12 protein-coding genes and 3 pseudogenes are annotated in these 17,094 nt (G+C 31.9%); 7 read left to right on the top strand and 8 right to left on the bottom strand.

The genetic code is table 11. The annotated features are described in order from the left end of the window. Positions 1-614 precede the first annotated feature (614 nt). The 4 genes and pseudogenes from COD11_RS09585 (at position 615) to COD11_RS09575 (ending at position 4,949) form a co-directional block, all read left to right on the top strand. Positions 615-1,523: a coiled-coil domain-containing protein gene (locus COD11_RS09585; RefSeq protein ID WP_218012736.1), complete on the top strand. Its 909-nt coding sequence runs from the start codon at positions 615-617 to the stop codon at positions 1,521-1,523. Position 1,524: 1 nt separating this feature from the next. Then, positions 1,525-1,827 carry a M23 family metallopeptidase gene (locus COD11_RS27250; RefSeq protein WP_255301581.1) on the top strand — a complete coding sequence of 101 codons (303 nt, stop codon included), beginning with the start codon at positions 1,525-1,527 and terminating at the stop codon, positions 1,825-1,827. Between the two features lie 1,567 nt (positions 1,828-3,394). After that, a pseudogene (locus COD11_RS09580) lies at positions 3,395-3,805 on the top strand (BlaI/MecI/CopY family transcriptional regulator). 292 nt (positions 3,806-4,097) lie between these two features. Next, on the top strand, positions 4,098-4,949 hold the full coding sequence (locus COD11_RS09575; protein WP_098796535.1) for a cytochrome c oxidase assembly protein: 852 nt from the start codon (positions 4,098-4,100) through the stop codon (positions 4,947-4,949). A 715-nt stretch (positions 4,950-5,664) separates the two neighbouring features. Here the strand turns inward: COD11_RS09575 and COD11_RS09570 are convergent. The 5 genes and pseudogenes from COD11_RS09570 to COD11_RS09560 form a co-directional block, all read right to left on the bottom strand. Continuing rightward, positions 5,665-5,853 carry a hypothetical protein gene (locus COD11_RS09570; protein WP_098796534.1) on the bottom strand — a complete coding sequence of 63 codons (189 nt, stop codon included), beginning with the start codon at positions 5,851-5,853 and terminating at the stop codon, positions 5,665-5,667. After that, positions 5,831-6,414 (bottom strand): annotated as a pseudogene (locus tag COD11_RS09565) (Na+/H+ antiporter NhaC family protein). The gene COD11_RS09570 and the pseudogene COD11_RS09565 overlap by 23 nt, the downstream one beginning before the upstream one ends. Positions 6,415-6,597: 183 nt before the next feature. Next, positions 6,598-6,744 carry a hypothetical protein gene (locus COD11_RS26790; protein WP_176551032.1) on the bottom strand — a complete coding sequence of 49 codons (147 nt, stop codon included), beginning with the start codon at positions 6,742-6,744 and terminating at the stop codon, positions 6,598-6,600. Further along, complete coding sequence (locus COD11_RS26785; RefSeq protein WP_176551031.1) at positions 6,741-6,881, bottom strand: hypothetical protein; 141 nt, start codon at positions 6,879-6,881, stop codon at positions 6,741-6,743. The genes COD11_RS26790 and COD11_RS26785 overlap by 4 nt, the downstream gene beginning before the upstream one ends. Before the next feature lie 145 nt (positions 6,882-7,026). After that, complete coding sequence (locus COD11_RS09560; protein ID WP_098796532.1) at positions 7,027-7,761, bottom strand: YwmB family TATA-box binding protein; 735 nt, start codon at positions 7,759-7,761, stop codon at positions 7,027-7,029. Positions 7,762-8,140: 379 nt separating this feature from the next. Between COD11_RS09560 and COD11_RS27985 the strand changes: the two genes are divergently transcribed. The 3 genes from COD11_RS27985 to COD11_RS09545 all read left to right on the top strand — a co-directional run bounded on the left by COD11_RS27985 (position 8,141) and on the right by COD11_RS09545 (position 12,489). After that, entirely contained in the window at positions 8,141-8,413 is a 273-nt protein-coding gene (locus COD11_RS27985) for a hypothetical protein (protein WP_098796531.1), read from the top strand. Between the two features lie 428 nt (positions 8,414-8,841). After that, a complete protein-coding gene (locus tag COD11_RS09550; protein ID WP_098796530.1) occupies positions 8,842-10,938 on the top strand; it encodes a heavy metal translocating P-type ATPase in 2,097 nt (698 codons plus the stop codon). A gap of 678 nt (positions 10,939-11,616) precedes the next feature. After that, positions 11,617-12,489: a cation diffusion facilitator family transporter gene (locus tag COD11_RS09545; protein ID WP_098796529.1), complete on the top strand. Its 873-nt coding sequence runs from the start codon at positions 11,617-11,619 to the stop codon at positions 12,487-12,489. A 252-nt stretch (positions 12,490-12,741) separates the two neighbouring features. Here the strand turns inward: COD11_RS09545 and COD11_RS28170 are convergent. The 3 genes and pseudogenes from COD11_RS28170 to COD11_RS09535 form a co-directional block, all read right to left on the bottom strand. Then, positions 12,742-12,924, bottom strand: a pseudogene (locus COD11_RS28170) (hypothetical protein); the annotation flags it as partial. Positions 12,925-13,407: 483 nt separating this feature from the next. After that, positions 13,408-16,038, bottom strand: coding sequence for a heavy metal translocating P-type ATPase (locus tag COD11_RS09540; protein WP_098796528.1), 2,631 nt, complete (start codon positions 16,036-16,038; stop codon positions 13,408-13,410). Positions 16,039-16,043: 5 nt separating this feature from the next. Beyond that, complete coding sequence (locus COD11_RS09535; RefSeq protein WP_098796527.1) at positions 16,044-16,382, bottom strand: ArsR/SmtB family transcription factor; 339 nt, start codon at positions 16,380-16,382, stop codon at positions 16,044-16,046. Positions 16,383-17,094: the final 712 nt, after the last annotated feature.

Raw genomic sequence — 17,094 nt, 5'->3', positions numbered from 1 at the left:
GTCAGATTTTCAGTGGCCTCGGATTTTGAAGCGTTTTTTTGTTTGCCTAATTTACCTTTTATTTATTTTTTCAGTTTAACTTATCTTATTATAAATAGTTATGCCATCTTACACAGTTAAGTCACGTTTTCTTCGCATTATTTAAACTATATAAAGTAGTGTTAATTAAAGTCTAATATGTAGATTGAAGTAAAATACTTTAGCGAATCCTTCCACAGAAGGCCTTCACACCTAACTTAATCATAAAAATTGAATTTAAGAGAATACCTTTGGTGATTAGATAAATAAGATTTTTGTAAGATCCAACTATAATAAGACCTGTTGTGAACGATTATTTAAGCGGTATTTTCATTGTAGAAAAAAACAAGTATCCATTTCAGTGATATGAAATAAAAATGTAATATTTTTATCGCAGAATTTGTCAGATTTTAATGATATAATGGCTACTAGCTTACCAGACTACCCCAATATTTGTTTAGTAAACTTTTTGAAATCATGTTCAACGGATTAATTGGACTATACTAAGTATTTAATATACTTAGTAATATTGTTACTGCAATGCACTTTTTGTTTGCTAATTTTCTAAAGTAATGTACATAAGGGAGGAAGACAGCGTGAGTAAGAAGATACTGTCTCTTGGATTGGTTGCTTTATTAGGGACAAGCACCTTGGTAATTCCTACAAATAGTAATACTGTTTTTGCAAACACTGAATTGGAGCAGAAAAAGGAAAATATCCATAAAAAGCGTTCTGGTGTCGATTCAAGTATTCAAAAAAAAAGAAGTGAAATTTCAAACTTGGAGCAAAAACAGAAGAGTCTTGACTCGGAAATCAAACTTCTAGATTCGAAAATGACCGAGACAAACGAACAACTTCGACAAAGTCAGGGGAAGATAGAAGAAACTAAGGAAAAAATAGATGAGTTAAATAAGCAAATTAGGGAAGTAGAGGAGCGTATAGAAGAACGTAATCGTCTTTTAAAAGACCGTGTACGCTCAATACAAGAGAGTGGTGGAGTAGTTAGCTATTTAGATGTCCTACTAGGTTCACAAGACTTTAGTGATTTTGTAAGTCGTGTCAGTGCAGTAACAACAATTGTTAATGCGGATAAAGAAATTATTCAAGAGCATAAAGAAGATATTAAACTTCTTGAGGAAAGTGAAGTTAAACTGAATAATGAACTTAATAAATTAGCAGCAGCTATAACTGAGCTTCAATCTTTGAAACAACAATTGAAGTCACAAGTTGCAGAAAAAAGTATAATAATGGAGCAAGTGAAGAATGATCAAATAGTAGCAGAAAAAGAATTATATAAGTTAGAAGACGAGGTGGATTTTCTTAAAGAGCAAGAAGCAACCATTAAAATAGAAATGAAACGTCAGCAGGGATTAAAAGATACAACTACAACAGCTTCAAACAGATCAACTACTCCCTCAACAAATGGTAGTTTTATGTGGCCAGCAAAAAGGGACTTTCACTTCTGGATATGGTGCTCGTTGGGGAAGATTACATGCTGGGGTTGACTTGGCAAATAGTGCAGATAATGTTCCCATAGTTGCATCTGCCGATGGAACAGTTATTCGTTCATATTACTCTAGTAGCTATGGAAATGTCGTCTTCATTTCTCACAATATTAATGGAAAAATATTCACCACTTTATATGCCCATATGGATTCCAGATTAGTAAGTAGTGGACAATCTGTAAGTAAGGGTCAACAAATTGGATATATGGGAAACACTGGTCGATCAACAGGAAAACATTTGCATTTTGAAATTCACGACGGAGCCTGGAAAAACCCAATTAATCCAATGAAATATTTACCTTAAAATATCTTTTATAGTTTATTTAGGAGCTTTAGCTTGTAGACAAAGTCTGATTTCAGGCAAGTCAACAAGCTTTTTTTAAGTAAATTAAGCAAGTGATACCGTATTGAGACATGTTTAAACAACTTCCTTAATTTATTTCTTCTTATTTCATTGAATTTAATGTGATTAGAAATCATTATTGAAGTCAACAGAAGAATTCTATAAAATTACGCGGAATCTAGGGGTTATCAATCCCAACTAATTGAAGAGATAAAAGAATGTCAAATTAGCCTATGGAAGTGAATACTAAATTGACAAAAAATTAAGGGGGGTCAGTTTGTAAGTAAATACAAAAGCGATGGTTCAAAAAGGAAAGATATAAAAATCGAATATTTGGTCTAATCTTTAATATTGTGAATAATAATTTCGTTCATTATTAGAACATACCTCTCTCTTTTGAATCGCTAGAATAAAAAGCCTTATTCTATTTTAAGTGCAAATTTAGCAATGCAATTTTAGGTGATAATTGACGACCTATGTATTAAACTCAGTATCACAATGGAACTTAAATTTGTACTTAACGATCCCTAAAAAAGGGCTTTTTTGAGTCTCTGTTGTTCATAACAAATTGTGAATTTGAAAGGTTCTCCCTCATTTTAAAAATGAATATTAGGTGACAGATACTTGAATTTTATTGATTTAAATATGATTATGTGTTCATATTTATTTTATAATGTTTCAATGGAGGTTTAATTATGATCAAAATTTGATAATCCTAACTATTTATATAAACTTCTTAATCCTAGCTCATAGACGGAGAAAAACCGGTCATTCTGAAAAAGGTACACTTCTAATTTTGGCCTTTACTATTATTTTTTTGTTTGTGAATTTAAAAATATGGAGAAATGATAATAATGCTATACAAGCAACAAGGTTGTTATTAATCTAATACTTTAATCAGGATTTAAAAAAGCTATTTCTACTGAAAAAAACGTTATTTGTTCCCAGTTGCTATGTGGTATCAAGATTTTCCATGTATCCGTTAACAAAAAGTATGAGAGGAAAATTATATATTCGTAAAAGAGATAAACTCCTAAATAGATGAATAAAAAGATCCTGAAATTATATTAGTTAAAATATATATAAGAATAGCATACCATGTAGGTACTGTGTTAATATTTCATGGCTTTATTACAATTCTTTTCTTTAGATGTAAAAGTGATGGTAATATAAGGGCTGGTATATAATGAAAAAAGTTTCATTTTTATTTATTTTTGTTAATTTCTACACTATTGTAAGACATCAAATATTTTTTTTGAATTATACTGTCATATGGCTTCCCTATTTTCTAATTAGTATTACTTTCTTTTTAATTATATTTTTTTATAAAAAAGAAAAAACGTTATTATGTATTGGCGGACTACTAATTAGTATTAGTTCTTTAGTAGTCTATTCTTATCATTTTTATTTATTGAACTAGGAAAAAAAAGGGGACTTTTCAAAAGTTGTTAATTTCTATTTTCTTGTTGAAATTATAATTACTTTGTCTAGTGTATTATTTTTGGCAGCAATAGGTAGGTGAGAATAAGTGAACATAAACACGTTTAATTTTAATGAGGTGGGATTAAATCGGTTTTTTGGCCCTTTAGAATCAAAAATTATGGACACTCTTTGGGAAGGTTCTGAGATGAGTATAAAAGATGTTCAACAAAGGCTTGAAGTAGAAAAAACAAATAAATTTTAATACAGTTTCAACCGTTATGAATCGCTTGGTGAAAATAGGAGTACTCAAAAAAAGAGTTCAAGGAAGAATGTCAGTATTTAAGCCTACCAAAACAAAAGAACAATTCCTTGAAGAGCCATCTATAAAAATAGTGGAAAATATAATGGATGAGTTTGGAGAGTTAATTATTAACCATATTTAGACTCATTAGAAGATATAGACCAAAGTTTACTGTGTAAACTTGAACAAAGAATTGCCGAATTAAAAAATCATTAGTTGCTTTTAAAAGATTATTTTATTACGAGATAAATTAAATCATTCAAAAGGAAATTACAAAACTTTAAATACTCCTTTTCATTATCTTAAAAAAAATGTAATTCATCATATGTTTGTGATCTTTAAGATTTTGTTTCAATTACCATTTCTAAATTTTAAGTGATTTGATAAATTGTCAAAATTTTAGTCTCTTATTTTAAAACTTACTTTTAATTTTGAGTTTTTATTTTTTATAAAAGAATAATATTGAGTACTTTTTTAAAAATTTATGATAAAGGAGTTGTAACATAGAATGTCTAATATGGAACACACAGGACAAGTGAATTTCCTAACAGGCTGGAACCCGTTTTTATTTCTGATTCTTTTAGTGTTAGCGGGTTGTTATTTATACATTACAGGACAAGGTAGAAAAAAATGGGATGAGTCATATCCGGTCAATAGGACCAAAAAGTTTTCCTTTCTTTTTGGAGTATTTCTATTTTTTCTTGCAAAGGGGACACCCTTAAATCAACTTGGACATTCTTTATTTCTAATTCATATGGCACAGCAATCAATTATTTATTTAGCTGTTCCTCCTTTGGTATTGGTAGGTTTACCATCGTGGTTAGTTAGCTCAGTGCTAAAAATAGATCTATTACGAAAGGGTGTTACATTTTTTACCAAACCTTTAATTGCGATTTTTTTATTTAATGTTTTGTTCTCTTTCTATCATATTCCATTTATTTTTGATGCTATTATGTCTAATATGTTATGGATGAATTTGTCGATTTTAATCTTGTTTCCTATTGCTTTTTTAATGTGGTGGCCAGTTCTATCACCAATACATGGTATGAATGAGTTAAAGCCATTGCATAAAATAGCATATTTATTTGGAATGGGTATCTTGCTAACACCAGCGTGTGCTTTAATTATTTTTTCAAAGGATATTTTATATCAATCATATATTGATTTACCTAGACTTTATGGAGTATCTCTTCTTGATGATCAGCAATCTGGAGGCATTGTTATGAAGGTCATGCAGGAGGTAATTTATGGTTTCGTATTAACAAGAGTTTTCTTTAAATGGGTTCGAGAGGAAAAGATTAGAACTATAGAAGAGGACAAAGTGAGGTTAGAACGTTTAAAACAAATTGAAAAGCTATAATACTTGGTTAATGTGGTGATTAATTTATAAGAGGATAGTAACTACATAAAAGAAAAAATTCTATTGTCATTAAAGTGGTAAGATCTATTGAAGATCTGTAATCGAAATACATATGTTCTTACATGAATGATTTCTTAACACAATTCATGATTAATACTAGTTCTTTTTCGTAGATATTAAAAACAATGTGGAGAAAAAATGATACCAATAATTGTTCTATTTGCTTGTATAGGTTTAATTCTAAATCTTATAGGTATACGCATTTTAATTAGAGATGTCAGACAAACGATGAAAAAAATATAATGAAAAATAGTTACTTGGGGAAAGAATAAATACTTACTTCAATATGTATAAAGTTTGTTATCATACATCCTTTTTATCTTGTAACTCATATAGCTGTTTGTACATCAGAGTTTGTTTATGTCTACCATTCACAATTCACAGTTTTATAGGAGGTTCTTTTTGGTGAAGATGAGAAAAGCTGTAGTGTTTTTTACATTGGTAATTATTTCGGCAATATTAGCGGTTATTGGAACGTATTAGGTTGTATATTCACTATGATTTCCAATGTTTTTCCTAATAAGCTTAACAATTAAAACTCGGAAACTAATGAGTAGTTTAGAAAATATGGATAATTATTAATAAATAAAGCCAGCATAGATAGTGTGATATGCTGGTTTTATTACGTTATCTGATATATTACAAAATTCAGGTACTATTTTATAGACCAACCGATTTGCATCTTAAGTCTAGTCAAAAATGAGTTTTTATCTTGTAGGACATTGGAAAATAATACAGCAATTACAAATAATATAGATGAGATTCCTACCGCCTTAATCGATGGCGCAATTTTGGCTTTAGCGTAGTTTACAACAGGTAAATCAAAAAACGATGCAGTCGTCACCGTGGTTTCTCCTAAGGGGGAGGTGAATTCTCCAAATGAAACCAGCCGCAAATACTGTTCCCACCGTTAAAGGTAATGAAGCTCCCGTTGCTTGGGCTAACGATACTGCTAAAGGCATGAGTAATCTCCATGTACCACAAGATGAACCTATAAAATAACCAATAAAGACCCGAGCAAAAAAATTGTTACTGGAACTAAGGTTTTTGGTATAAATTTTCCTGCCGTTCCTGTAATAAATTTAGAAAAACCAAGGTCATCTGCCAAATCTGCTAGCGCCCAAACAAGAACTAATAATATAATTGCCATCATTAACTGGTTTCCACCGTGAAACATTAGCTCTGAAATCTTTTCTTTATGAAAGAGGTATAAGATTAAGGCAAAAATAACGGTGGCAAAAAAAGCAATTAACATGGCTTGAGTTGCATCTGCTTGTTGTACGGCATCTATAAATGAAATTGCTCCCTTACTAAGTCCATCTTGCCAAATGAGATAAAAGTGCTGGTTAAAAGTAAGAGTAGGGGAATTATAAGATTTAAATCTTTTGGTTGAAATTTTTTCCAATTCACTTTCAATACTATCTCTATGTACCTATTCCCCTTGGCATAAGCAAGTTTTGACCTCGTCACGTCAATATTATTCTTCACGGACTTCATAACTGGTTCAGTAGTCATAACTCTAAATTCACAATCCATAAAAGAAACAAGAACAGTTGCCCATGTAACGATCAAAGCACTTTTCTCAGTTTTAATACGCTTTTTTTACTACATTCGCAAATTCTTTAATGCCTCCAGTAACATGCATCATGCCAACAAGTCCACCAAAAACGAAAAGGAAAACGATAATAAGAAGATTTCCCCTGTCTACAAGGGCGCTAAAGATATAATCGCTCATTTTCTTTTAAAAACCCCTGGTTGGAATGAATATGAACCAACGAAAAGTCCCAATGTTAAGCCTACTAACACCTGACGGGTCAACATAGCTACAACTAAAGCAACGATAAACGGAATGATTGAAAACCAATTTTCCATTATATTACTCCTTTTTTATTGATAGACCTTCATTAATATTTTCAAAAAGATAAACATGAATTCAAAAAATACTGAACTAATGTACACTCCAAGTAACAGTATTAAACTTTAAGGTACGGCGGTTATTGGCCTTAAAAAGTAGTTATTAATATTCAGAAGTTATAATAGGGGTACCAATAGTCACTTTTATATTTTCATTAGAGTCATTTGAGTTTCTGTATACAATATGTAAGTTCATAAATTGATTATTTCCAAGAGGAAGTTTTGTGTTCCAACGATCAGTGTATGCAGATACTGATACGAAGTTTTTTTCGTTAAGACTTTGTAGCTTTTCACCGGAGAAACTCTTTAATAGGTTTGTAGCTTCTTCATATATAGGTTCATTTATCCTCGTAGTACCTTCAATCGTATAATACACAGAACCGTTCTCTATCTTTGACTTATATAGAGTTGAGATATTAGACCACTTTTTTTTGTCCCAGTTACTACCTTTTATATCGTAAGTAATACTTAAATTGTATTTATCTTTCAGAGGGAAGTATATAATAAGGATTTTTTCATTGATATCCAAATTTGATGATTCTCTTTCGCCAATAATTTTATAATGGCCTTCCTTAAATTGCGTTTTTGTCCATTTGAATTCTCTTTCTACACTTTTGATTTCCTTTATTCTTTTGTTTATATCAATTGTATTGGTATATTCTGTGATAGGTTCTTTTATATACATAGACCATTTATCTATTTCTATATTATGCTGTTTAGCAATCTCTGTTATTTGCATTAATTCATTATTATAATTTAAAAACGCTTTAGCTTCTTTTATAAAAACCGATATTACAAAAATACTACATAACAAAAATACAAGATTTGATTTTTTCATTGTTCTCAACTCCTCACTAAGAGGATAACCAATGAAAATAATAAATATACGTAGGTTTAATAGATTCTTAGATTTAAAGAACAGGTGTTTCACAAAATATAATGTTTCTTAATAAGAGGAGGGGGTAAATGAAAATAATGTAAGCGATATGAAAAACGTAAGTTAGTGAGTAATCAATGTTAATCAATTACGGAAATAGAAACACGAGAAGTATGACTAGTACATATAACTGTACTTATTGTGCCTTTGTGTTCATTTTTAAGCATACAGAAGTGATAAAAAAACAAAAAAATAAAAGGTTTGAAGAAAATGATAAAAAAAGTCAGATGCGTAATTCTGTTAATTCAATATAAAATGATCTTCTAGTCAAAACCACCCATTGGTTTTCCTATATAAATATACAATAAAAGAAAAAGGATGGCTAAAAGGAATAAATAATCCCTATTATAAACAAAAGGTCTTTATTAATCGAAACCTTTATTATCCATTTACAAAAGAAGAAGTAGAAAATCTTCATGTTAAAATAAAGTTGATAGAACCAAGAAAAGAGTGGAAAACCCCTGAACAAGTGCCTAGAATAGTCAGCAAGTTGTCTGTTCTATTTAAGGATGAACTTTTATTTGAGGTTCCTATTTATTATGATAATGGATAATGAAAGTAGGGTATGAAGCGGAAATAATGGCAGCAAATGCATACCTGGGAGGTCTGACAAACATGTTAGCACGCTACACTAGGTAAACCTATGCTTATTATAGATAAATAATCTATGTGAACAATACGTTCTCTTTAAGTAGGTGCTTTACTAAGTTCTCCTGAAGACCCCTAGGATTCACCATTTCTCCTTTTAAGGTAGGTACCATTGTGTATATTCTGTTTGACACAAACGGAATATTTTTTTATTATTAATTTATAATACATGAACACATTATCATATATTGGATTAGAACTGGTTAGGGTGATAATAATCTGAAATACCTTAATTTATATCTATTCTGATAGTAAACCTTGAATAATTAATGGTCATAACATAGTCATCAGGTAGAAAACTATAATGAACAAGGCTGGTAAGGAGGAACTTTAATGTCCGAACATAAACTAAAAGGTCTCTCTTGTGGAAACTGTGCAAGGGAAATGGAGGATGAAATAAATAAATTGGAGGGTGGCCAAGGCTCAAGAATTCTATACAATAGCAGCAAACTTATTTTAAATGATCAAGTTGATATCCAAAAAGTTGAGAAAATATTATCCTCTGATGGAGCGGTTATCTTAAGAGAAAACCATCATGAAAACTCAAGTTCTGGTCATAATCACGGTCATGATCATTCCCACACAAATAGTAAGCGTATGATAATGTTACTTGCCTCGTCAACATTTATTTTCTTAGCAGCTATTTATGCCGATACCCAACTTGATAATATCGTGCCTATTATCATGTATTTGGTTGCTGCAGCTGCCAGTGGATATCCTACCTTTATAAAAGGTGCAAAAAATCTTTTCAAATTAAAATTTAATATTGATACATTAATGACGATTGCCTTAGTAGGTGCATTCTCAATTGGAGAATGGAAAGAAGGAACGTTAGTAGCTATTCTATTTGGAGTAAATGAACTACTTGAAGGATTAGGAATGGAAAAAGCTAGAAAATCAATGGAAGAACTACTAAAGGTAGCTCCTAAAGAAGCGACCTTGATCGATAATGGTCAAGAGCGAATCGTGGCAATTGATACGCTTAAAGAAGGTAACTTGGTCCTTGTTAAATCTGGACAAAAGATTCCTTCGGATGGGATCGTTGAATCAGGTAAAAGTTCAGTAAATGAAGCAGCTATTACCGGAGAATCAATGCCGGTTGAAAAAGAAACGAATGAAAAAGTTTTTGGTGGAAGCATTAATAATGAAGGTGTTTTAAAAGTAAGAATAACGAAAGAATATAAGGATTCTTCTTTGGCTAAGATACTACATTTGGTAGAAGAAGCTCAAGAAACAAAAACACCTACAGAACAATTTATAAATCGTTTTGCAAAATATTATACACCAATTATCATGGTGATTTCAGCATTAGTAATGCTAGTACCACCACTTTTATTTAATGGGGACTGGGGATCATGGTTCTACCAGGGTTTAGCTGTTCTGATTGTAGGCTGTCCATGTGCCTTAATTTTATCTTCCCCGATTGCAATTGTTTCTGGTATAGCTCACAATGCCAAGAACGGAATCCTTGTGAAGGGTGGAGTTTTTCTTGAACAACTTGGGAAAATTGATACGATAGCATTTGATAAGACTGGTACCTTAACGAAAGGTCATCCTTATGTAGAAAAAACGGTTGTATATGACGAAGGGGAATTTTTTCATATTGCAGGATCTATAGAGAAGTCTTCTTCTCATCCGATAGCAAATGCCATAATGGATAAGTTAAGTGATTTAAATGTTTCTTATACTGATCCAGAAGAAATCAATACTATTTCTGGGCAAGGTGTAGCAGCAGTCATTAATGGGGTTGAATATAAAGTAGGTAATGAAAAAAGTATTAACTTTATTCTCCCTGCTGAAGTATCAGAAAATATTAGTTCACTAAAAAATGATGGGTATACACTTGTGATAGTTGCAAATAATGAAAAAGTGTTAGGGTTATTTGGGATTATAGATGAAATTAGACAAGAAAGTAAGGATATTATAGGAGAACTTTATTTAGCAGGAATTAAAAATACTGTTATGTTAACAGGGGACCATACCAAGACTGCAGAAAAAGTAGCAAAGCAAATAGGCCTAACAAAATATTATGCGAGTCTTTTACCTGATGAAAAAGTTACTAAAATAAAAGAACTAACTAAAAGTGGTAAAGTTGCTATGATAGGAGATGGTATTAATGATGCTCCCGCCCTAGCAACAGCTGATCTGGGGATTGCAATGGGGAAAGGGACAGATAGTGCGATTGAAACGGCTGATATTGTATTAATGCAGGATCATCTAGGGAAACTTCCATCCGCAGTAAGAATTGCAAAAAAGGTTAATAAAATTATTAAATTAAATATAACATTAGCCTTAGGACTCAAACTAATTGCTTTACTGTTAACGATTCCAGGTCTGCTTACATTATGGATTGCAATTCTTTCAGATATGGGTGCAACAATATTAGTAACCTTAATAAGCCTAACGATAATGATTGAAGATAGGAAGTAATTGAAGACTTTCATATGAGTATTAAGGTTTTTAATTTTTATCTGTAATATTAATAAAAGGTTAGTGGGACATCTAGATTGAAAGTTCCACTAACCTTTTTATTTTACTAACGAAAAAGACATAAGAATGATCACGGTGTTTATGACGTCCATGTCTATGTGGAGCCTAACTAATTAAATGATCTTCCATGCTTTTATTTATAAATAAAGCGTTGCTTGAAAAACGTGTCTGTGGAGTATTTACAAACCATAGTAATAATATGACAGTTCTGTATATGTTATAAAGAAAACGGTGACCGGGGGTAAAATGTAGTGTTTATTTAGAAAATGACACTCAATTAATTCTCTATTGTTAAAAAAGGGAAGTGCTTGATCTAAGACTGATGATAAATATAAGAAATTTTTAAAATAGCTGTCTATTTAGTAACAGGTTCGGTTTTCAAGTGCAAAATTTAAAAATGCAGTAAAATAGGTAGTTTAGATATGAAGTGCAATTAGACTACCTATAAAGTTAAAAAGTATTTAACAACGCAATGTCCCACATATTACTGACATTGCATATGTCATGAATTTTTGAAATTTAATTTGAATTTAATTATACTTTATAAAAATACCTGAATAAGTTAATTACTATATATAGCCTGTATAATTTTTAATGAAGCCTTAATAGGGGGATAACATGATCGATAATAATTTAAAGAAAGCTGAAAGAGGCGTATGGATAAGTATTTTAGCTTATATCATTCTGTCAGGAATTAAATTAATCGCAGGTTATACTGGGAATTCAAACGCATTAAAAGCTGATGGGTTAAACAATTTAACGGATATTATAGCATCAGCAACTGTTTTAATTGGTTTAAGGTTTGCACAAAAGCCTGCGGATGAGAATCATAAATATGGTCATACAAAAGCAGAAACAATCTCCTCACTAATAGCTGCTATAATTATTTTTATGGTGGGACTACAGGTTGTTATAGAAGCTTTTAACAATTATTTCTCACCCACAGATAATAAACCAGAATTATTTACTGGATTTATCGCTTTATTGAGTGCTGTATTTATGTACTTAGTATATAGATACAACAGAAAATTGTCCATAGAGCATGAAAGTAAGGCACTTTATGCAACTGCTCAGGATAACCGTTCAGATGCTTTAGTTAGTTTCGGTGCATTTATTGGAATTGTTGGGGCATATTTAGGGTGGGTCTTTCTAGATTCTGTTACAGCTGCAATAGTTGGTTTTATTATTTGTCATACTGCTTGGGACATTTTTAAGGAAGCAGTTCATGAGCTAACAGACGGCTACGATGCTGAGAAGCTAAAAGAGATAGAAGAACTAATTAAAAATACACCTGGAGTAAAGTTCGTTAAGGATATAAAGGCTCGGGTATACGGTAGTCAAACTACTGTAGATGCAATTGTCTACGTTAAATCAACTCTCACAGTTATTGAAAGCCATAATATAAGCGACAAAATTGAACAAAACCTTCGAGACAGGTACAATATAAAAAGCGTACACATACATATTGAGCCATATTATTATAAAAACTAGGAAAGTATTCAAAGTCCTATAAATTGAGTTATAATGTTATATATAAGTAATGTTGATATTTTAGAAAATAATATAAAATCTATTAAGAAAATATATGAAATATTTTAAAAAGTTAAATAACCTTTTGAAATCTAATTATGTATTTTTAATTTACTATAAATGGGAATAGAGGGGGGATTGTCGCCAATAATTTGATTTATTTGACTTAATTATTCAAGAGATAAACGGCCTAAATCGTATTATTTAGGCTAGCTAGTTTTTTCTAGTTAAAGCTTCTGCACAACATAGACATACCTTAGCACATTGTTTTGCACTTTCGCTAATACATTCATAGAGTCCTGCACTAGACATACAAACATCCCCACAAGCTTCACAAAGCTCACCACAAAACTGACTGCCTTTTTGTGCAAAACTTGAGACAATTGTAAAATAATAAAGACAATCTCTTAGTGAACCGAATGAGCTTCTTTAATATTGGTTCCCAACTCGTATAAATATGTCTTTTTGTATACCCCATGCACATTTAAAGCAAACAGCTTCTTGGTAAATTAAAATTTTAACTTTAATCTTGTTTTTCAAAATAAAAAGATGAATGCATATTGTTCTTTGAACTCAACACATTCCTTTAACTCCCAAAAACGCTCCAATAATCAACAAAAGTAAAACATTAATATCTTATTTATAGTCAAATAAAAACCTCCAGCTACTTCAGAATTAGTTGTGCCTCAAGTACCTTATTTTCTCTAAAAATAACCAACAACCATCTTAGTAAATTGATATGAAGTAAATTAAGTTATTGGACAATGATAATAAATGAATATATCCCCAGAAAATCACTTTTCTTAAACAAAAATTAGAAACCTTTAATTTGTATGGTATCTCATTATAAAAAAGATAGGGATTACACTCCCTATCTGGTTATTTCTGTCTTAATAGTCTCATGCTATTTAAAATAACAATCAAAGCTGCTCCTGTATCACTTAGAACCGCCATCCATAGAGTGAGGTACCCAGGGAAGATTAAAAGTAACGCAATAAACTTTGTAAGAAGAGAAAACCATACATTTTGCTTAATAATCGTCAAGGCTTTTCTACTTAGTCGAATCGTATGAGGGAGTTTTTCTAAATTATCGGCCATTAACACAATATCAGCTGTTTCCATGGCAGTATCCGTACCGGCTCCCCCCATAGCTATCCCTAAGTCTGCTGTTGCGAGGGCTGGTGCATCATTAATACCATCACCAACCATGGCTACACGTTTTCCTTCTTGTTGAAGTTTTTGTACAGCCGTTACTTTATCTTCAGGTAACAATTCTGCAAAATAACGATCAACTCCCGTTTGTGAAGCGATTTTTTTCGCAGTTCCTTCATTGTCTCCGGTTAACATCACCATTTCTTTTACGCCAACTTGTTTCAATTTCTCAATGGCTTTAACAGTGATATTTCGAATTGCATCTGAAACGGCAATGACTCCTAAAACTTCTGAACGAGTACCAACAAGAACAAGAGTATTTCCTTCTTGCTGTAATCGTTTAATTTCTTCTTCAATCCCCGTAAGAGATAAATTGAAATCATAGTATAATTTAGGGTTTCCAGCAAAATATTCGGTACCGTTTATAGTCGCTTGGGCACCTTTACCTACGATTGCTCTAAAGGAATCACCTTTCATCACTTGTATATCTTTTTCATCTGCATAAGCTGTTATCGCTTTTGCAATAGGGTGATTCGAATGTTCCTCAATAGTACGGGCAATGGCAAGTAATTCATTTTCACTCCCCTTTAGAGGAATAATTTGTGAAACCCTTGGTTTACCTTCGGTTAAGGTTCCCGTCTTATCGAATGCAATGGCATTAATAGCTCCTGCTTTCTCTAAGAATGTACCACCTTTGATTAAAACACCATTTTTTGCTGCATTTCCAATTGCTGAAACGATAGCTACAGGGGTTGATATCACTAAGGCACATGGACAAGCGACAACCAATAGCGCTAATCCTTTATAAGCCCACTCAGCCCATGTTCCGAAACCTAATAATGGGGGTACTATCATTATGAGTAACGCTAATGCAAAGACAATTGGCGTATAGACGCTTGCAAAACGGTCAACAAAGGCTTGTGTAGGAGCTTTCTTTTCTTGTGCTTCTTCTACAAGGTGAATAATCTTAGCAATAGCTGTATCTTCAACTAATTTCGTTACTTTTACCTCTAGTGAACCACTTTCGTTTACCGTACCGGCAAATACCGAATCACCAACTTCTTTATCAACGGGAATAGACTCACCTGTAATTGGAGCCTGATTAACACTTGAAACACCAGCAATAATATCTCCATCTAACGGAATCTTCTCTCCCGGTTTAACGATGATGATATCATCTACTGATATCTCTTCTACAGGCTTTCTTATCAATTGATCTCCTAGTTTCATCAAGGCTTCAGAAGGTGCAAGATCCATTAAACTACGAATTGATTCTCTTGTTCGCTCAATCGATTTATTTTGGAGTGTATTACCTAATGCAAATAACCATACCACAGTAGCACCTTCAAACCATTCTCCAATAAGTGCTGCTCCAATGGCCGCAACTGACATTAAAACATTCATATCTAACGAAAGACTTTTTATCGCATAAAAGGCACTTCTTGCTGGCTTGTATCCACCAATAACAATAGTTGCTGCGTATAATAGTGTAATTAGCATTGGTGAAACATCAGCATAGGATCCAAAAAAGCCAAATGCTAACAGAAGACCGGAAATGGTCGTTAATGGTGCACCTTTATTACTTTCTTTTTCAGTTGAATTGTTCTTTAAGGTTGGGGATGCTTTGAAACCAGCCCTTTCAACTTCTTTAATAATCTCATTATTATTCGATTCATGAATTATCTGCATTTTTCCAGTTGAAAAGTTTACACTAACTTCTTTAACTGCTGGATTCTTTCTAAGGTGTTTTTCGATTGTTGCTGCGCAAGCACCGCAATCCATTCCTTCTACTTTAAAAATTTGAACGTTATTATTTTTTCGTTGATTTATTTCAGTCTGAAACCCTAACTTTTCTACTTGTTTTTCAATTTTATCGCCTAGAGAAGGGAGGCTAGTTTCTACCTGCATTTTTCCTGCACTATAATTTACTTTAACATTTTCGATTCCCTCAATTTTTGAAAGACTTTTCTCAATCGTTACTGCGCATGACGGGCAATCCATTCCTTTGACTTGGTATTCAAGTTTCTCTAACGATTTTGCAGTTGTAGAAGGTTGTGGATTTTCCTCTGTAGAATAGCATTCTTTATCACTACAGCACGTAGAAGTCTTCATAACTTCGTATTCCTGAATATCAGGTCCTTTTTCATTATTTGGACATTGGTCATCTTTACAACAAGATGACTGAACCACTTCTTCTTTTTCAGCCGATGTAGTTCCATTAATTTCACAAGATCCATCTTTGTAGCATGAATCCTTTTTAGGATTTTCTAAGGTAAGAGGGATGGTAACTTCTTTTGTTTCTGAACATCCATTATCTGAACAACAAATTTTTGATTTTGTAATTTCTTCTTCAGCCATTTCTCTCACCCTTCATCTGATATCCGTGCTGGATTAATTTCACATTGCTCTATATCCTGTTCTACAATGCTCAAGACTTCATCAAACATATTTAACAATTGTTTCATTTTATTATTTCTTAACGAATAGTACATGTATTTACCTTGCTGACGACCAACGATAATACCGCACCCTTTTAAACATGCTAAGTGCTGAGAAACATTAGATTGATTTCCATTAATCTCTTCAACAATTTCGGAAACGGTTTTTTCCTTATCTTTTATGCATTCCAAAATTAGAAGCCTTGTTTTATCAGCAAAACCCCGAATAAATTTGGTTTTCAAATTTATATCAACAGTAGCCATCCTGTACTGCACCTCCATCAAATTAGTTATTAGTAATATAATACTGTGTATTATATATATTAGTGAATACTAATTTGTAAGTCAATCATTGAATTCTTTTTATTCTAAAAAATAACAGTTGAATAATTCATATCTTGTAAATCATGAATACATTATTTTATCCTTAACTTAAGAATCCGTGGAAAATTAAGGGGATAACAAAAAAGAATGTTGCTAGGTAAAAACTTTCTTGGGTCATGATCATACACTTTATTTTGATATTTCCTTACACATTAATTTTTACGCCACATTACAAGTTTCGGAAGGAATTGAAGCTTTAGCTTTAATGTTGAATAGATATCAAAAACTAAAGGAGATACATACGATAATTTAAATATACGTCGCCTTTTCGCATGTAATAGGAGATATGCTAGCTTTATAGGAGCTTTTGATACACCACATATTTGGGAAATCCTAAGCCCTAATGTTAAGTGTTTTGTTGCCTATTTTGTTTTTTATAAGTGCATGGAATGGAAGTAAACGAAGGGCTCATTCAATATAAATTGAAGCGATTCGATATAGTTAATATAAAAGGAAAGTTATTAATTTGAATATAGGTTTAACCGTTATTAATAATATGTATATTTAGGTAATTACTTTTGATTACCTAGCGCATAGCTATAGGTAGAGGATGTAAATCTGAAAAAAGGGGAATATCATTGGCATTAGGATT

The organism is Bacillus sp. AFS040349 (genome assembly GCF_002577655.1).
Lineage (GTDB): Bacteria > Bacillota > Bacilli > Bacillales > Bacillaceae > Metabacillus.
The sequence above is the reverse complement of the archived record's forward strand: the minus strand, read 5'-3'. Positions and strand labels throughout refer to the sequence as shown.

What these genes read in the sequence shown, in the direction of transcription:
- COD11_RS09575 (WP_098796535.1), top strand. Translation starts at nt 4,098, where the DNA reads ATGTCTAATATGGAACACACAGGACAAGTGAATTTCCTAACAGGCTGG.
- COD11_RS09560 (WP_098796532.1), bottom strand. Translation starts at nt 7,761, where the DNA reads ATGAAAAAATCAAATCTTGTATTTTTGTTATGTAGTATTTTTGTAATA.
- COD11_RS26785 (WP_176551031.1), bottom strand. Translation starts at nt 6,881, where the DNA reads ATGGAAAATTGGTTTTCAATCATTCCGTTTATCGTTGCTTTAGTTGTA.
- COD11_RS09540 (WP_098796528.1), bottom strand. Translation starts at nt 16,038, where the DNA reads ATGGCTGAAGAAGAAATTACAAAATCAAAAATTTGTTGTTCAGATAAT.
- COD11_RS09535 (WP_098796527.1), bottom strand. Translation starts at nt 16,382, where the DNA reads ATGGCTACTGTTGATATAAATTTGAAAACCAAATTTATTCGGGGTTTT.
- COD11_RS09545 (WP_098796529.1), top strand. Translation starts at nt 11,617, where the DNA reads ATGATCGATAATAATTTAAAGAAAGCTGAAAGAGGCGTATGGATAAGT.
- COD11_RS26790 (WP_176551032.1), bottom strand. Translation starts at nt 6,744, where the DNA reads ATGAGCGATTATATCTTTAGCGCCCTTGTAGACAGGGGAAATCTTCTT.
- COD11_RS09550 (WP_098796530.1), top strand. Translation starts at nt 8,842, where the DNA reads ATGTCCGAACATAAACTAAAAGGTCTCTCTTGTGGAAACTGTGCAAGG.